Origin of the sequence: Candidatus Formimonas warabiya (assembly GCF_002777255.1) — a bacterium.
Lineage (GTDB): Bacteria > Bacillota > Dehalobacteriia > Dehalobacteriales > Dehalobacteriaceae > Formimonas > Formimonas warabiya.
The window spans coordinates 984,995-1,000,368 of sequence record NZ_CP017634.1 but is presented as its reverse complement, the minus strand read 5'-3'; the positions used below and the strand labels follow the sequence as shown (position 1 = coordinate 1,000,368).

Annotated in this window: 22 protein-coding genes; 2 read left to right on the top strand and 20 right to left on the bottom strand. The window is 45.2% G+C overall.

What is annotated here, in order from left to right:
• Positions 1-238 precede the first annotated feature (238 nt).
• The 5 genes from DCMF_RS04695 to DCMF_RS04680 form a co-directional block, all read right to left on the bottom strand.
• Positions 239-970, bottom strand: a complete 732-nt coding sequence (locus tag DCMF_RS04695; protein ID WP_148133347.1) for a hypothetical protein — start codon at positions 968-970, stop codon at positions 239-241.
• An 82-nt stretch (positions 971-1,052) separates the two neighbouring features.
• Positions 1,053-1,826: a hypothetical protein gene (locus DCMF_RS04690; RefSeq protein WP_148133346.1), complete on the bottom strand. Its 774-nt coding sequence runs from the start codon at positions 1,824-1,826 to the stop codon at positions 1,053-1,055.
• 6 nt (positions 1,827-1,832) lie between these two features.
• The gene (locus tag DCMF_RS29075) at positions 1,833-1,982 is read right to left on the bottom strand and encodes a hypothetical protein (RefSeq protein WP_214659092.1); all 150 of its coding nucleotides are present in this window, start codon (positions 1,980-1,982) and stop codon (positions 1,833-1,835) included.
• Between the two features lie 14 nt (positions 1,983-1,996).
• Positions 1,997-2,356, bottom strand: coding sequence for a hypothetical protein (locus DCMF_RS04685; RefSeq protein WP_148133345.1), 360 nt, complete (start codon positions 2,354-2,356; stop codon positions 1,997-1,999).
• 10 nt (positions 2,357-2,366) lie between these two features.
• Complete coding sequence (locus DCMF_RS04680) at positions 2,367-2,897, bottom strand: hypothetical protein (RefSeq protein WP_148133344.1); 531 nt, start codon at positions 2,895-2,897, stop codon at positions 2,367-2,369.
• Between the two features lie 66 nt (positions 2,898-2,963).
• Between DCMF_RS04680 and DCMF_RS04675 the strand changes: the two genes are divergently transcribed.
• On the top strand, positions 2,964-3,143 hold the full coding sequence (locus tag DCMF_RS04675; RefSeq protein WP_148133343.1) for a hypothetical protein: 180 nt from the start codon (positions 2,964-2,966) through the stop codon (positions 3,141-3,143).
• Here DCMF_RS04675 and DCMF_RS04670 read toward each other — a convergent pair.
• From DCMF_RS04670 to DCMF_RS04625, 10 genes are all read right to left on the bottom strand, one after another.
• The gene (locus DCMF_RS04670) at positions 3,123-3,809 is read right to left on the bottom strand and encodes a phage virion morphogenesis protein (protein WP_148133342.1); all 687 of its coding nucleotides are present in this window, start codon (positions 3,807-3,809) and stop codon (positions 3,123-3,125) included. The two genes, DCMF_RS04675 and DCMF_RS04670, sit on opposite strands and share 21 nt — an antisense overlap.
• Positions 3,779-4,207: a hypothetical protein gene (locus DCMF_RS04665; protein WP_148133341.1), complete on the bottom strand. Its 429-nt coding sequence runs from the start codon at positions 4,205-4,207 to the stop codon at positions 3,779-3,781. The genes DCMF_RS04670 and DCMF_RS04665 overlap by 31 nt, the downstream gene beginning before the upstream one ends.
• On the bottom strand, positions 4,207-4,533 hold the full coding sequence (locus DCMF_RS04660) for a hypothetical protein (RefSeq protein ID WP_148133340.1): 327 nt from the start codon (positions 4,531-4,533) through the stop codon (positions 4,207-4,209). Before DCMF_RS04660 ends, DCMF_RS04665 begins: the two co-directional genes overlap by 1 nt.
• Before the next feature lie 2 nt (positions 4,534-4,535).
• Positions 4,536-4,757: a hypothetical protein gene (locus DCMF_RS04655; protein WP_148133339.1), complete on the bottom strand. Its 222-nt coding sequence runs from the start codon at positions 4,755-4,757 to the stop codon at positions 4,536-4,538.
• 69 nt (positions 4,758-4,826) lie between these two features.
• Complete coding sequence (locus tag DCMF_RS04650) at positions 4,827-5,861, bottom strand: phage major capsid protein (RefSeq protein WP_148133338.1); 1,035 nt, start codon at positions 5,859-5,861, stop codon at positions 4,827-4,829.
• A gap of 15 nt (positions 5,862-5,876) precedes the next feature.
• Positions 5,877-6,218 (bottom strand): DUF2190 family protein, encoded by a 342-nt coding sequence (locus DCMF_RS04645; protein WP_148133337.1) that lies wholly within the window; start codon positions 6,216-6,218, stop codon positions 5,877-5,879.
• A gap of 14 nt (positions 6,219-6,232) precedes the next feature.
• Positions 6,233-7,684, bottom strand: coding sequence for a hypothetical protein (locus DCMF_RS04640; RefSeq protein ID WP_148133336.1), 1,452 nt, complete (start codon positions 7,682-7,684; stop codon positions 6,233-6,235).
• A gap of 111 nt (positions 7,685-7,795) precedes the next feature.
• Complete coding sequence (locus tag DCMF_RS04635) at positions 7,796-8,653, bottom strand: phage head morphogenesis protein (RefSeq protein ID WP_148133335.1); 858 nt, start codon at positions 8,651-8,653, stop codon at positions 7,796-7,798.
• Positions 8,650-10,128: a phage portal family protein gene (locus DCMF_RS04630; RefSeq protein ID WP_148133334.1), complete on the bottom strand. Its 1,479-nt coding sequence runs from the start codon at positions 10,126-10,128 to the stop codon at positions 8,650-8,652. Before DCMF_RS04630 ends, DCMF_RS04635 begins: the two co-directional genes overlap by 4 nt.
• Before the next feature lie 9 nt (positions 10,129-10,137).
• Entirely contained in the window at positions 10,138-11,226 is a 1,089-nt protein-coding gene (locus DCMF_RS04625) for a terminase B (RefSeq protein WP_214659091.1), read from the bottom strand.
• Positions 11,227-11,378: 152 nt separating this feature from the next.
• On the opposite strand from DCMF_RS04625, the gene DCMF_RS04620 reads away from it, so the two are divergent.
• Positions 11,379-12,492, top strand: a protein-coding gene (locus DCMF_RS04620; protein ID WP_148133300.1) for an IS3 family transposase whose coding sequence is annotated in 2 segments (ribosomal slippage) — positions 11,379-11,648 and positions 11,650-12,492 — 1,113 coding nt in all. Because the reading frame shifts where the segments join, the coding sequence is not laid out codon by codon here.
• 272 nt (positions 12,493-12,764) lie between these two features.
• Here DCMF_RS04620 and terS read toward each other — a convergent pair.
• The 5 genes from terS to DCMF_RS04595 all read right to left on the bottom strand — a co-directional run bounded on the left by terS (position 12,765) and on the right by DCMF_RS04595 (position 15,225).
• Entirely contained in the window at positions 12,765-13,178 is a 414-nt protein-coding gene (gene terS / locus DCMF_RS04615) for a phage terminase small subunit (protein WP_148133332.1), read from the bottom strand.
• 86 nt (positions 13,179-13,264) lie between these two features.
• A complete protein-coding gene (locus DCMF_RS04610; RefSeq protein ID WP_148133331.1) occupies positions 13,265-13,843 on the bottom strand; it encodes a GIY-YIG nuclease family protein in 579 nt (192 codons plus the stop codon).
• A 367-nt stretch (positions 13,844-14,210) separates the two neighbouring features.
• Positions 14,211-14,696: a hypothetical protein gene (locus DCMF_RS04605; protein ID WP_148133330.1), complete on the bottom strand. Its 486-nt coding sequence runs from the start codon at positions 14,694-14,696 to the stop codon at positions 14,211-14,213.
• A 52-nt stretch (positions 14,697-14,748) separates the two neighbouring features.
• Positions 14,749-14,976, bottom strand: coding sequence for a hypothetical protein (locus tag DCMF_RS04600; RefSeq protein ID WP_148133329.1), 228 nt, complete (start codon positions 14,974-14,976; stop codon positions 14,749-14,751).
• Positions 14,977-15,042: 66 nt separating this feature from the next.
• Positions 15,043-15,225: a hypothetical protein gene (locus DCMF_RS04595; RefSeq protein WP_148133328.1), complete on the bottom strand. Its 183-nt coding sequence runs from the start codon at positions 15,223-15,225 to the stop codon at positions 15,043-15,045.
• Positions 15,226-15,374 lie beyond the last annotated feature (149 nt).

Sequence of the window (15,374 nt, the reverse complement as noted above, 5' to 3'; positions counted from 1 at the left end):
ATTTTCCCCTATCTCCGGATCCCGGGTGTATTCATCCCACCACTCCTGAAACTTGCGATAATTATGAAGGATCTCTTCATCGGGGCGGTCGTGGCCCCGCATGGCCAGAGATGAAAAGACATTTGCATATTCTTTACTTACTGAGACCAAGCGCTTTTGGTCAGCTGTCCATGCTGCAACCGCGCCGGGAAATATGGTCCCGGTGTTTTCTCCTGCATCCCTAAAGGAGTATATCCACTCATTGCAGAGCAGCACTATTGGGACGAAAAAATTCTGGCGTTAGCCCTTCTCGGAACTGCTTCCATTTCAAGTACAACTGTACAAGCCCTGTTCTATTCCGGTCCTCCAGCTCCTGAATGTCCTCAATGCTCGAAAAGTAAGGGATATTAATATCATCCGACCGCCTGGCGCATAGGAGGATCTCCGTCTCCATCTGGTGTTTCCGGGCGTGATGCTCTGCCGTGTTAGCCTTAAGATGTTGTTCCAGCGCCTCAATCTGCCGACACTGTTCGAACACCTTTTTATCTGCTACGCTGTAAAAGTTCTGCATAAACTCCATGATCTGCCGGCCGCGCTCCTCGATGGCCTCCTGCCTTTCCGCTTTCACTTCTTCCGGAAGCAAGGCCACTTCTTCTTCGGTCAGTTTGTCGTAAGGATCCATTAGCTCCGGGGGGATGCTGTCATAGAATCTCTTTTGGATAGCCCGCTGCTTCCCGATTACGGAAAGATCCATTCCATTCTCCCTGCAGGCCTTTTCCAGGACTGTAGGCAATAGAGCCTCAGAGAAATATCCGCCGGCAGCCATAAGTTCCTTCAGTCGGGCGCTATAGGCCCGGGAGGATTGCCCACGCTCTTTCAGTCCCAGCTTTATAAAAGTGATGCCCGGCAGGCCCGGGATCTCCGGAGAATAGGTGCCAGAAGATACCGTCTCAAATCTTTTTTGAATCATTTCATTTGTTAATTCGGCCATAACAAATACCACCTTTCATAAATTCAAATTCCCAAGCGCTTGGGAATTTGGTAAAGGAAAAGGCGGGTTAAATAACCCGCCTTTATGCCAGATACACTATCAATGCTTTGTCATTTGTGGCTAACCCATCCGCGGTGTGCAAGGTAATTGCGCTACCGGTTTCGGAATAATAGCCCGCCGCGGCCGCTGATGCCAGTTCTAGCCGTTTGACAGTCTTGTCAGAGTCCTTGTACTTTAGAACCAACAAAGCATACCTGCTGGTCCCGTTATCATCGATCCATGCAGCTGCAGTTTCTCCTGTAGGATAGTTCACGGCAGTCACCGGCGATGCAGCTCCGTTTATCACGGCTACCCTGATCTTCTTATTTACGAAGTCACGGCCGATAACACCTTGGAAAGAGAAACGCTTTGCATCAGGGCCCACCTTTTTGGGAACAGCATCGATCCGGCATGTCTCGCAGAAATGGGCCCGTAGGGCAGCGCCGTCATCCTCTAATATATTCGCAATTAGAAAACATTCATATAACTTATTGTAGTTTGCGTTGACGAATGCGGACCGGGCAATACGGCTAACCGCGGCAAGTACCGCAGCCTCCCCATCTGTCCCCTGAATGTCAAAGTTTCCTTTAATTCCGCCATATTCGTCGGTGAGACCAACAGGCTTGTTTAACCCGAATTGCCCTTTCCCCTGAAGCGTGACTCCAAGGTCATGGTCATATCCGAAGTCAGTAGCCCCAGGGATTGCATTATTTGCCATGGCAGCCGTCACGCCGGCCGAATCGGTAAAGGTTCCGGCAAAAACTGCCGGGGTGGAAAGCACCAGCAAATTTGCATTCCGTTTCTTTTCAAAGGACATTAATTATCACTCTCCTTTTTTCTTAGGTTTTTCTTTAGGATCATAGGCGACTACCTGGCCGCATTCCGGGCATTTTACCTCCGTCTTGCACCAGGGCTTTGCAGGAAAAACAAAATCGTACCCGCAGGGGCACGACAACTTAAACGGTTCAGGCATGATCATTCACCTCGCTAACCCTTTATTTCTATTCCTTCCCGTAAGGCAGTATATAATGTATCCTTTAATATTTCCTCAGCAATCCTAGATGGCATTCCCATCTCTACAGCTCCCGTTACTACCTCAATAGTGTTCTTTTGTAGCATACTATACCAGGGTTTGAGGCTAACGGTTACTTTTAAATGATCCTTTGATACCACCTCTGCATCGGCCTCTATCTCCACCATTAGAGGATCCAATTCTACCAGTACCTTTTGGGCCTTCCCGGCCACACCCTCAACTATCACCTTGGTAACGCTATTTACCCTTTCTCCATCTACCTCAACATAAGAGTCCTGGGGTTTAGAGTCAAGTTTAATTTTTACCTTTGACATAAGCCCTCCTTTACGTCACTGGTCTTACCCAGTGGACGTTATACGTAAGAAATATGCTCTTGTTTGCCGGGTCATTTGGATCCTCTATTGGGTCCTCAATAGGAGAGTTCTTTTCTGGATCTACTTCGAACCAGATCTCGCCGGCCGGCATGGGGTTTTGAGGATCCGTCCAGTCCTTACGGGGGACCGTCAATCCTCCGCGATAAGGACCGGCCAGCACATTATAAACCTTATCCCGCAACTTTCTGGCTGTATTCCAAAGAAAATCTTTTTCCGGTTCTGGCGCACGGGTCTTGCACTCAAATTCAACCATGGTCAGGAACCTCTCACCCCTAACCCCATTGGCAAGTAGATTCCCGAAAGGGACTTTGAAATCGGTGTCTGGCAGGGTCCGCAAAGGAAGCATGATAAGCCATTTGCCACCGTTGACTAATCTTTTCTTGGGCTTCTCAATAGTGATTAAATCCTCTTTGGACCCCAATCCAAAAACAGAAAAATTGGTGGCAATGTATTCCGCTATACTCATCATTGTATTGTTCATGGTCTCACCTCGGCAGGAATATTTTGGTTTGTAGCGAATTTACATGCCAGAAAGGGGGTGGTAACTTTGACAAAGGAAAAAGATCTATTTCCGACCCGCCGGCTGACAGTCATCAATAAAGATTGGCCTGAAACGATCATTATCCAGCATGATATCGGCCCTATGATCCGAAAAACATTCGGCTTAGAAGGAAAAAAGCCGGACAAGCCTGCCGACATAATCCCTCTAAAACGTGACCGGGATTAGCCGATCTTCTTCCGTTGCTTTTATTGCTTCTTCCATCTGCTCTTGAAAGTACTGGTCTATTAGCACCAGATTGCGCCTAAAAAAGCCCTTCCCCTTCACGTGAGAAACACTCCCCGCGCGTCGGTTAATCACTTTATTGATGCCCCCTATATAGGTCTTCCCGCCAGTAATCTTTCCGGATTTACGGACTAAGACGGTTACGGTACCCGGCACAACCCTCCCGTCTTTACTTTGCAAGATGCCAACAGCAAATAAGTACCGCCGCTGTTTGTCCGTTAACTTTTTGGGGCCAGTAGCATTAAATCCATACTCCTGATGGCTGGCATAGGCGACGTTGGTACCGATTCTGCCCTCATATCCATTTATCTGCGTCACCGACTGGCTTATCCCGTCGGCGACCGCGACCGGGTCCCCCTCTACTCTTAGTCCATATTTATGCACCAGGTATCCCAGAATACTCGCCCTCAGCCGCCCTGTGTCTGTGGGGCACTCTTCCGCGATTCTCCCTGCTCCCCAAAGCACCGTCCGAGCGACTGCATTTCTCACGTTTGCATCAAGCAGCTGCGCTTTCCTCTCGGCTACTTTAATTAACTCATCCACGCCCTTAAAAGTGATATTAAACAGATCCTTTTCCATCACAACTTCCCTGCCTTTACCTTGTACCACAGTACACCACCAAGCCATGCATGACTGTAGCTTTTAGGTTTATAGGTCAACCCATCGTAAATAATACGATCAGGATAATCCGGCCTTATGGTGGATGATTCTGGATCATACCCCCCGGTTAGATTAAGATCCCATTGCATCCAGTCTTGTTTACGAATCTTAAACTCTACATCGCCGAAAATGTAGGCCCCGCCGGAAACCTGAATCTCTTCAAGGGTTAATGCTCTCACTCTTGCGGTAATATCAAAGCTCTCGTAATTCGGAGTATCAGGAATACCCATCACCTGATCACCAGGAGTGGTATTAAGATATTTCTTGTAGACAATAGATTCCTCTACGTCCCCGGCTACGTCTGAAAGGCATTCTCGAATAAAGTCCATATCATCTGTAGTAATCATTAATATCCCTCCGGCGGATCGAAGGCATTGGTCCACTCAATTTCTGCCAGCCCATCACCAGGAGTAAGCATGGCCAGTTCCTTGAAAAATACTGCCTGCTCCCGACACTCTTTTGCTGTCATCGTTTTGTCGATCGTCGTGCCATCAACTGTAAACTTAAAATTTCTTTTTGCAGCTTGACCAGCCCGGATAAGCCAAATGTGGGAGCTGACCTGGTTAACATCGTTGTTATATCGCGACAGCAAAGCTGTAATCATTGGATCATTAAAGGTATATGGCTCTACCTCATCGACGACATTCGCCCGGACCAATTCCAAATCTGTCATGCTTACTCACCGTCCTTGGCCGGCCAGCTCCATTGCTTCTCCTTCTTGCCCTGGTGAACATTGGTCAAAAGTATTGCTCCCGAACCGTGCTCTTGGTTGGTAAATACTCGAAGATTAATAGTTCCGTCATCGTTGACCTTGGTGATTATCCCGGGAAGAGTTTCCTCCTCTTCGGTCACAAAGAAAACAATTCTGCCTATGGTTGGCTTTTGAATAGCTGCCATAATGATCCCCTCCTATTTAGAAATAGGGGAGACAAAATGCCTCCCCTATTTTTGAACCTTTAGGATTTATTAATTCGATACCGCAGATTTATACATTCCACGCCAATCCACTGCTTTTGCCTTTGCAATATGACGAACCTTATACTTGATAGGCTCATCATCCATACCGAAGGGATCAACTGCCATGCCACTGATCGTTGTCCACCCGGGAGACTTCAGGAACAATTGGGGACTCTCCCCTACTCCACGGAGGAAACCGACTTCAATGGTGTCAATGGTTGCAGGGTCCGCAGTCAGGTACCAGTCATTTGCATCTGTCAACCATGGGCAAATAACCGGCTCTAAGCCAACATCCCGAAGCACGTTCTGATCATTTGGAGCAAAAGAGGCACTGGTATTTCCTGCCTGGGGTACTTGAGCACTCTGCAAAAGCTTCCGGGCTGTCCATTCCAGCTCGTTGGGTACAAGCAAATACTTGGGCTGTACGACAATTTTATTGCCCTTGTCATCCGTTTGGTTTCGCATGGCTGTAATAGCAGCAGTTAAGCTAGCTTCAGCTAAAGCTGCACTCCCAAGATTTTTATGATCCACATGGAATAAAGCTTTACCGTCACCCATATTCGGGTTATTAATCAATATTCCAAATACCAATTGATTTAATAACCTGGCGGCTGCTTTTCCAAAGCGGTCCGGCTGCTTCCGAATGGCATCCATATCATCGTTGATAATGGACTTGTAGGTAATTGAAAAAGTTCGGCCAAAGATGGACAACTGATACGTCTCTTTGCTTTCTTCTAGGGTGCTGTCCTTGTATTCGCCCAGTTCTCCCTTAATTTCTTCGAGATCGTCCGCTTCAGATACCCGGAGGATTGTCTTATCCTTAAAATCGGGCAGCGTTGCAATGTTTACAAGCCGGCGCCATTGATCCGGCACAGCCTGATAAGCACGCTGCAGCACCTTTCCCATTGTATTGGCCAGTAGGTATGGAAAATCAGAAGTACTGGCCGCTTCAACCAGTACTTCATAAACACGTCTGATACTGCCTAATTCAATGGCTTCATTGAGTTTCGCCTGTTGGCTTTCGGTTAATTTCTCAAACACCATTATCCCCTCACTTTCTTATTTAAGTTTAACTGGAATGATCGCGGTAGCTCCGGAATCGACAGTTCCCAAGGAATACCCGAATAAGACTCCGGTAGCCTTTTTGCTCAACTTAGGTGTGTCGCCAGAAACAAAATAGATGGCATCCCCTATAGCCACAGCACTATTCCCGCTGCCATCAATGCCCTTGACAGACAGTTTGTAAACCCCTTCCGTATCAACGGTGGTTTGATTATTGCTGTCAACGTCTGCTACTGCGACACCGGCGATTTGCCCGACTGCAACGGGATCTCCGGATTTAACACCGGACCCAGCAGTTAAGAAAAGCCGGCGCCCTTCTTGCACGAAATTTTTTGCCATGATCCATCTCCTCCTTACTTCTGTTCAGTGGGCATGGCCACACCGAACATATTATCAAATTTGTTTTGCACTTCCTGGAGCCGGTCCCCGGGGGTTCCCTGGTCTCCACCGGCACCCATCCCGACTACTCTTCCGGACTCGGTTAACTTAGTCAGGTATTCCCTCTCCTCTGTAACAGCCGCAGTAACGGCTTCCTTGAGGGCAGTTTCATCAAGGACACCCTCTTTGGTGTAATCCCGGGTTTCCAATACGGTCGCTAATCTCTTTTGGGAGATTTCGGGCAGCTTGCTTTCCCGGAGTAAATCGGTGATTTTTCCTTTGATACTAACCTTAATCCGTTCTGCTGCCAGTTCATCGCGGAGTTTCTTATTCTCACCGCTCACTACCGTGACACTTTCCCTGATGGCTTCGAGATCCTTTTGGAAATCTGTTTTGGCCTCAGTCAGCCTTTCCTGGCCGATGGTCTGAACCAGGTCAGGTCTATTTTGACGGATCTCATCCAATGTGATTTTACTCCAATCCACAATATCCTCTCCTTTTTCTAAATTTCTTGCACTTGCTACTAACTGTTCAAATTCCCCGCCGGCACTTGCTTCAGTGACAACATCAGCGCTGCGCAAAATCTTTATAGACTCAACAATCTTCCCGGCCCTGCCCTCTGCGGCTCCTATTTTAGTGGAGCCGAAACCATTAATACTAATCCCGGCTAAATTTTTGGGAGCCTTTCCGGAAGCAATCACCTTAAGAATATCTTTCAGCCAAACAGCACTTTCAAACAGGTTAAAAATTGCGGTTGTCCTGCCGTCTGTTTCTTGCCTTGGATCCGAATACCACCCCACCAAATCCCGAATGCTCCGTTCCGGCCGCAAGTTATCCTCTGCCCGAGTAGGATGATCGGCATAGGCTTTGGCACCGGCTAATAATGATACCAGGGTCCCGCAAGCCTCCCGGGTATAATACTTATCACCCGGCCGCCCATTTAGGCCAACATTCCAACCCGGTTTTAAAACCGTTACCCGGAATGCCATCCCTTCTCCATTTGCTTGAGCTTCAACGATTGGTGTCAGTTCACTGAAATCTATTTCCTGAACTGATGCGCTTTCAGTCACCACCGTGACCGATGGGGCCGGGCCAATGCTTCCCCCGGGTTTAATTTGCAAGACATATTCAGCTTCCTGCCACTGACCTATTGTCACGTTATCATTGGCATCAACCGTATAATCAACCCGATAAATCTTATCGGCTTCCGTATCCTTGACCACAGCAAAGCCAGGGTATGTATCACGGATTGAATATCGCCAGGTGCGGTTTCCGTTTGAATCTCGGGGATCTATTAAATCCCTAATCTTCTGTTCAAGTTTGTCAAAACTCATTACTTCTATTAGAGCCTCAGGCAACTCAATTTTACTACCCTCTAACAGTGCCGTTATTTCAGCTAGGGCTTTATCAATGTTTTTTACGGGCATGAACAATCACCGTCCTTACGGTACTTCTATATTTTCAACTATGTCTGGTTTCCAGTAGGGCATCGACACCTGAGTCCCATAAATATCACATCCTTTCAAAAAAGCAGGCCATTAAGCAGCCTGTTTCTCTTTCCACCATTTCACGTTTTCTTTTGCCTTTTGATCTCCTGCTCGGCCCTCTTCTTCCGTAGTGACAATATGAGGGACAATAAAGCATCGGCACCTTGGATGAGCGGGAGGTCCTCCGAAAGGAATTTGATCAATAGGGAATATCTTCTTATGCAATGGCCCGCAAACTTTGCATACCCTTTCGTCCTTCGCCGTCAACCATATCACTCTTTTCACCTGATACTGATTGTAAACATGAAGAGCTCCTTGGTTGGACGCTCTCAGGATCTCGGTTCTGGCAATTACCGTGGCCCTTTTTTCTACGCTGGGCCAGACACCTTTATCCAATTTTGTATTCCGTAGCCGTTTTGCAATATCCGGAATGCTTTCACCCTGGATATATCCTCGCTTCAATTCCTCTTTGATCTGGTCCCGAACTTCCTGGGTGATCCTCCGGATGAGTCCCAATTGGTAATCCTGCATATAGGAGAGCACCGGCAAATGGATCGTTGTAAATGATCCAGTAACCCCTAAGGAGGCAAACGCCGCACTCCCGCCAGAAAGAGCCGGGAATTGACTCAACCCCGCCAGTGGACTTTCCGGAGGAACATCGCTCTGGCCGGTAACCCACATTTCCGCAGCGCGCCCCATGTTATCCATTATCCGGTCAATTTCCGCGAGTAATGATTCTAACCGCGTCTTTTCCCATCCCTCGGCCGTTACCAGAAGCGCTTTGATCTCAACTTCAGTCTCTGCGAAGGTGCGAAGCAACTCTCTTAACTTCTTTTTTTCCCAAGCTGCCAATTTACGGTTTAATTTGCCATGGAGCTTTTCCAGTTTATCAAGATCCGGAGGGCTCATTCTTCCTCATCCCCCTTGGGAGGGTTAAAGGGGGGATAGGAATTTGTATCATCCTCTCGCTGCCGTTTTCTCAGCTCCTCCTCCTCAGCTAGGATCATAGCAACTTCCTGTTCCCAATCCTCTATACCTAATTCCATGCCCGCTGTCTGCCTGGATTTAAGCCTTTCCTGGACCTGCTTCACCAAGGCGTCGGTAAGCTCTTTGATTTCTTTCAAAACCAGCGGTGGGAAATCGATATCGATGTACACCTGGTCTGTTTCGATCTCCAGTTCAATTTGTTTTCCACCTTCCTGCCGGGTCACCTTGCTCTTTTCAGGGAGTGCTCCCGCTTCAACGGCGGCACGAATTACCCGTCGGAATATCGGAAGGAAAACTGCCATCTCAAATAGCTTCTGGCGCCATTCAAACATCTTCATCATAGGTAGCTCCATACTTTTGGTACTGGCCAGGTTCCCCACCTTGGCATCACCCAGGTAATGTTCGAAGATTCCGGAGCCGGCACAGATCATTAGTTTAATGGCACGGCCGTCTTCACTGGCATTGTCTGCCTTTACGTCGGAGTTAACGACAGTCCACTCCACACCGTCATTCTCGACAATCACACCCCCGGTTTTCGGCGGAACCGGCTTTTCGTTCCCATTAAAGGCTTTATTCAATGTATTTAAAACTCCGTTGACAGCCGTAGCGACACTGTTACCCATATTCTTGATCTTCTTTTTCCAGGCGAAGGCAGCCCGGGCCTTATTGAGCTTGGCCCTATCTTCCAGCCATTCTTTGTATGCGTTCAAATACCCCAGCGTCCGGTATAAAGGGGAATTCCCGAACTTCGCGTACAAAGGAGCTCCAACCTTAACATGAAGGATCTCATCTGCAGGAATATAGTCCGCTTCAACACCGATATGGTATTTGACGATAGCATATAATTTTGCTTGGGGATCCCACTTTTGCTCCACCCATTCCCGCCGGTACCACAGTGGAGTCTCTGCATCTTCCTGGTCAGTTACAACGTCAGTAATCTGCCAGGCGGGAATACAGCGGACTTGGACCCGGCCGGTTATATCGTTTTTGAAAAACCTAATAAAAAACTCTCCATCGACCTCTAAGTCATCGGAGAGCTGGCTTTGCCTCAGGAACCATTTGTTGGATTCATCATTCCAAAAACTTTTAAGCACCTCATTGACATCCGGATCCTCAGCTTTAAACCCAATGCCTTGCCCCATCGTAAAGTATTTCTTGATATCTGCTATCTGGCCGGCAAGAGGATTTTTCTTAAAAGCATCTCGGACCTTCTCAATAACATGCTGCCGTTGTTCCCCCGTGATCTCCCAGGGGACAAAGCCCTGAGATACGTTGATCCATCCTCTTTCTTCAATCTGAAGGGAGGAAACGGCTTCAGAGAGCTTCGAAATACTCTCCTGCATAACACTTAAGTCATCTTTCAATACTTTCTGGGCTAAAGGCTTTAATGGGTTCACATTTCTCACCTACTCAATTTCATTGTCATAAGCCGAATCGTTATTAATTTCGTCTAGGGGGACAACTACACTTTCGATAAACGATAATACCACCGCATCTGCCCGGTCCGGGGACGGCAGCCCCCGCTTCTTCATGTCTTCTTTTCGCTCCAGTGCAATCCGGCCTTTGCTGGTCATCCGATATTTTCTTGTGGTCAGCTGGCTGATAAGTTTTTCATCATTGGGCAGTTCAACCAGAGCTTCTTGACCCTGCACAAAGTTTGAGAAGTTCTGCTGCAGGATTTCTTTGACTACAACCCAGGATTCAGTTCCTTTGTTCTCAAAGTGACCTTCTTCATCATCGGACTTACCGCCATTGTTAACAGGAACAACTATATACGGTAATCCATCTTCCAGAATTACTTCATTCAGCCTATCGGTTACCCCTCCACCAACACCGGTATCGTCAACTTTGATTACCACCATCCAGATATCCGGTCTTTGCTCTCGAAAAGACCGGGCAATATTGAGCACCCATCCGGCTGTTTTCATCGTATCCTGCTTATTGTAACCGTGCAGGGGGAAGACCTTCCCCCCTATACGAGGGGCAATGACCGTCTCATCGTCTCCAAACCGGGCAACGTCCACACCCAGGTGAAGAATACTGCCCGTCGGATTAACTTTGCTGGTCTTGGCCGCCAGCTCCACAACTTCAAGGGCAATCAAGGTATCCGGTTCAGTTTTTGGAAACTCGCCATAAACACGGACCCGGACTACATCACTATCTCTCCCATATTTCCGGATCAGCATCTCAATGTTTTCCTTGCTGGTCCGTTTGCTGTCTAAACTAGATACTTTATGGGTCTTATAGAGGTCCCGGTCCTTATTGTGTGAATCATAAAAAACCCCGCTGATCTTCGTAGGGTTTCCGCACATTAAGAGCTTGTTTTCATAACCGGTCAAGGTACCGAGTATGGGCTCCAGGATTGGATCCGCAACCCCTGATGCTTCATCCACGATAAGAAGCATGTAATCTTCATGGAAGCCCTGCATGTTTTCAGGTCGGGTGGCTGTCCTGGCCGTAGCGAACCATCGATCTTCATGTCCAACCATATACACCCGGGTTTTGGTCCACTTAAGCAAGTTCTTTATTTTTGAAGAACTTAACCATTTAGATATTTCCGCCCAAAGGACATCATAGAGCTGCTGCTTTATAATGGACTAAGAAAACTAGACAACAAAACAGCCTGATTTAAAGTGTATAATGAGGTATGCGAAAAACATTTACAGGAGAATTTAAAGCCAAGGTTGTACTGGAAATTCTAAAGGAAGAAAAATCCATATCCCAGCTTGCTGCCGAATATGAAGTACATCCAAATCAGCTGTCTAGTTGGAAGAAAGAAGCAATTGAAGGGCTCCCTCAGATACTTGCAGATGGACGCAGGAAGGATGACGAAAAAGAAGATCTAAAAAAGCAAGTGCAAGATCTGTATACCCAGCTTGGAGAGGTCACCGCCCAATTCAATTGGCTTAAAAAAAAATCTGGGATCGACCCTGCCAAGAAGTGAACGGATTGCCCTTGTAGATTTTGACGATCCCGAAATGTCCGTTTTTGTGCAAGCTCAAATGCTTTCTCTCAATCGGAGCAGTCTTTACTATAAACCAGTTCCACCATCAGAAGAGGAAATTCGGCTTAAGCATGCCATTGACGAAATTTATACTAAATCACCCTATTTCGGTTCGAGAAGTATTACGACGGTCTTAAAACGAGAGGGACACTTGGTTAGTCGGTCAACGGTTCAAAAATATATGCGTGAAATGGGCTTGGTTGCAATACATCCTGGTCCTAACCTCAGCAAAAGAAACCATGAACATAAGGTTTATCCATACCTACTTAGAAATATTACCGCCAGTTATCCAAACCATATTTGGGGAACTGATATTACCTATGTCCGCTTACGACGCGGCTGGCTTTACCTTGTAGCATTTCTGGACTGGTATTCACGTTACGTGGTTTCATGGGAATTAAGTGATAACCTTGAAGTTGATTTTGTTCTTTCCGCATTGGAAGCAGGTCTAAAAATCGGAAAACCTGTAATTGCCAATAGCGATCAGGGTAGCCAATTTACATCCAGACGATATATAGATACGCTGATAAATAGTAGCATCCAAATTAGCATGGACGGAAGAGGCCGGGCATTAGATAACATTTTCACAGAACGATTATGGAGATCTGTTAAGTACCAAGAAATATATATTAATGATTATGCAAGCCCTAGAGAAGCCAGGTATGGTATTGGAAGATATCTTGAAAGCTACAACACATACCGGCCACACCAAGCATTGAAGGAACTTACTCCGGCAGAAGTTTACTTTAAAAAATGACTTCTTAAAACCCTGGAAGGGCTCTGCCCCTCCAAACCACCCCGCCCTCGCCGGGAGGCAACCGGTCTGTTATGAACAGACCGGAAACAAAAGGGTCTTGCTGATCAACATGTCAAGGGCAAGCAGCTTCGCTGTCGGCAAAGCCGACCCTTGACATAATATCTAATCCAGTGGAAATAATTAACGGAATTACCAATACGTTTTTAAATAAACTTACAATTATATACAATTATCAAGGAGCGAAAGGTGGTGTGAATACACCTTAAACAGGGTCAAAAAATTGTCTTGACAAAGTAGTCCACCATATATTGTATAACTATGTTCTCCCAGAGAATATCAATAGGGCTTTTAAACTCAATGGAATTAATGATATCCATCGTCTCCGGATCGTCAGGAAAGATCTTAGAGAAGAAACCATGCTTTTCAGCGTTCTTATTTTTCTCCGGTGCAGCACCGCCCTTGTTATCCTTGGCATTTTTATTCCCTTTTGGGGCTCCGCGTTTCTTTGTTGTACAACATTCTTTTTTTTGTTGTACAACATTCCATTTGTCCCGCTGCTTCCAGACGGCCACTACCTTTTCATTTTCCCCGAGAAGTTCGGCAATTTTACGGTTTGTAATATTTCCGTGGTGTTCTGTCCATAGTTCTTTGGCCTTTTCTCTATTGGGATTTCGCTCACGTGCCACTACATATCACCCACCCCCCAGGGTATTAAGTTTGTTTTGATAAGGGTTGAAATAAATAAACACCTTATCACTAAGGTGTTAACAAGTTAAAAAGGAATACATAGCTTTCGTTTTATTTCTTTATCCTCGATCCCATACCCTTCATTAATCAAGCATGTGATTTCTCTTTTGTGATATAACTTCGACGGGATATGTTTTAAATATTCCCAATAAGCATCTAAGAGTTTCCAAAATTTTAGTTTGTAATTTATATGATCATTATTATAACTGCTTATCATACCACCTCTAGTTAGTAATACTGCAACTTCCCAATCATCTTTACTTAGTTCAAAACCATTATTCAAAGCAAATTCAACGATGGAGAGTGGTCGGCCATAAAACTCATCTTCATGCTTTATTTCAACAATATAATCTAGTATCTCTTGGTCAGGAGAAAACCATTCTCCGTGTTTAACATGCTTTTCAAATTTTTTATGGAGATATTTTTCCAGTGCTCGCCCACCTGTGGTAAAGTGTAAAACCATTAGTTTATCAGGGCAACTAGTTTGTAAACTATTTAACCTTTTCTCTACATTGTTTGATGAACCAATTTTGATTGGTCCCTCATAGCCTGCTTGAATGAAATAAACATAGGACCATATATTTATAGGATCTTCTGAGAACATTCCTCCTCACCTCAAGGTTTAAACTTCGACCACAAGAAAGATATCTCCTTCTTTAATATAATTTTCTGTTATCTACTACACCACTTTACTATAAGCAAGTCGTCAGAATCTAGCCTTTCAGAAGAAAAAGAGCCCGAAGACTCCCTCTAATTTTTTGCTGTTTTGCCAACGTTTTTGTAGCAATATCGTTTAATTGATCCAACTCCGCTCAGCTAATTTCCAATTAATCCCATTACCTTTTGTTGGCCGGTTAATGTTTTATCAATCATCAACTTTTCTTCGACATACTCAATATCTCTTGGCGTCACCTTAGTACCTCGTAAAAAAACAAATGTTCCTTCTCCAGTTGAAGTAATATTCGTTCCTACTATGTTAGTCTATCTAAATTGTTTAATGAATCAGCTAATCTCGGCGTTTCTAGAACTACCTTGGTATATTCTTCAAAAACTTTGGTTAGTGCCATTATTCTACGTCTTAGATAATCATTTGGATAATGAGGATTAATTTGTTCCATTATGCCAATAGCATCTTTTTGAATGTATATCAAATTTTCAATCCTTGAATAAAACTCAAAGACACTTTTTGCGGTTTCCGTTGCTAACTTTGTATTCACTACACAAAAGTACTGCTTCCAATCATTAATAGCTGTTAATGAAACTAGTGGAATCGAATGGTCATCCCCATCCAAAAAAGATCTGAGTATTTCCGTCGTTCGATTAATATCGTATATTAATAACCTAGCGCTTGTCTTTATCTTTGATCCTTCATCATATTTTTGTTTAAAAACATATCCCATTACGCCAAAAATAGCCGGTATTATGGTATTCTTTAATATTTCCCAAATTACTTCCAAATTAACGCCTCCTTTAAGCTTTCACATTTCGTCAAAAGGAGAGAATTTCCTTCTATGATATTAATTTACTATGATCAAAATACTCCTCCGGACTCACCGGCCTTACACTTAGGACAAACTTTATACCGGGAATTCGGTCATGGATCTCCACCAAATCTTTTACCTCAACGGGGTTTGTTCCAAGACAGTAATACTTCTCACCTGGCGCTTTCTTGATGCCCCGGGTGCTGTTATGAGCTTTCAAAACCGTTACCTCATATAGAATTAAATCTGTGCACATGGCCTCACTTCCTTTTCTGGCAAAAAGAAAAGAGCCCAGAGGCTCTAAATAGTTTAAATTTTTACGTTATGTCCGCTCAACAATGCCTTTTATTTGGCACCATGGAATAAATTGACGATGATTATACCTATCAAAGATAATAATCCCATGTTCTTCAACCCTCAAAACTTTTCCTTTTTCTGCATTTGTATTGGGATCAATAAAATCAACCCAGCAGTCCCAACCAACAATTCCAGACTTCTTTTCCATAAAATTCACTTCCTTTCACAAGAATGGTTCGGTAATGAGAAGTGAATTCCTATTGGTTCAAGTATTTTAGTCGATTTTTAGCCGATTTTTAGCTGGTTTTTTGGAGACATAAAAACCGCTCCGGGGTCACCGTGCGGTTTTTTCATCAC

Coding starts and splice junctions, on each gene's coding strand:
- DCMF_RS04695 (WP_148133347.1), bottom strand. CDS start 970: ATGGCCGAATTAACAAATGAAATGATTCAAAAAAGATTTGAGACGGTA.
- DCMF_RS04690 (WP_148133346.1), bottom strand. CDS start 1,826: ATGTCCTTTGAAAAGAAACGGAATGCAAATTTGCTGGTGCTTTCCACC.
- DCMF_RS29075 (WP_214659092.1), bottom strand. CDS start 1,982: ATGCCTGAACCGTTTAAGTTGTCGTGCCCCTGCGGGTACGATTTTGTT.
- DCMF_RS04685 (WP_148133345.1), bottom strand. CDS start 2,356: ATGTCAAAGGTAAAAATTAAACTTGACTCTAAACCCCAGGACTCTTAT.
- DCMF_RS04680 (WP_148133344.1), bottom strand. CDS start 2,897: ATGAACAATACAATGATGAGTATAGCGGAATACATTGCCACCAATTTT.
- DCMF_RS04665 (WP_148133341.1), bottom strand. CDS start 4,207: ATGATTACTACAGATGATATGGACTTTATTCGAGAATGCCTTTCAGAC.
- DCMF_RS04660 (WP_148133340.1), bottom strand. CDS start 4,533: ATGACAGATTTGGAATTGGTCCGGGCGAATGTCGTCGATGAGGTAGAG.
- DCMF_RS04655 (WP_148133339.1), bottom strand. CDS start 4,757: ATGGCAGCTATTCAAAAGCCAACCATAGGCAGAATTGTTTTCTTTGTG.
- DCMF_RS04650 (WP_148133338.1), bottom strand. CDS start 5,861: ATGGTGTTTGAGAAATTAACCGAAAGCCAACAGGCGAAACTCAATGAA.
- DCMF_RS04645 (WP_148133337.1), bottom strand. CDS start 6,218: ATGGCAAAAAATTTCGTGCAAGAAGGGCGCCGGCTTTTCTTAACTGCT.
- DCMF_RS04640 (WP_148133336.1), bottom strand. CDS start 7,684: ATGCCCGTAAAAAACATTGATAAAGCCCTAGCTGAAATAACGGCACTG.
- DCMF_RS04635 (WP_148133335.1), bottom strand. CDS start 8,653: ATGAGCCCTCCGGATCTTGATAAACTGGAAAAGCTCCATGGCAAATTA.
- DCMF_RS04610 (WP_148133331.1), bottom strand. CDS start 13,843: ATGTTCTCAGAAGATCCTATAAATATATGGTCCTATGTTTATTTCATT.
- DCMF_RS04600 (WP_148133329.1), bottom strand. CDS start 14,976: ATGTGCACAGATTTAATTCTATATGAGGTAACGGTTTTGAAAGCTCAT.
- DCMF_RS04595 (WP_148133328.1), bottom strand. CDS start 15,225: ATGGAAAAGAAGTCTGGAATTGTTGGTTGGGACTGCTGGGTTGATTTT.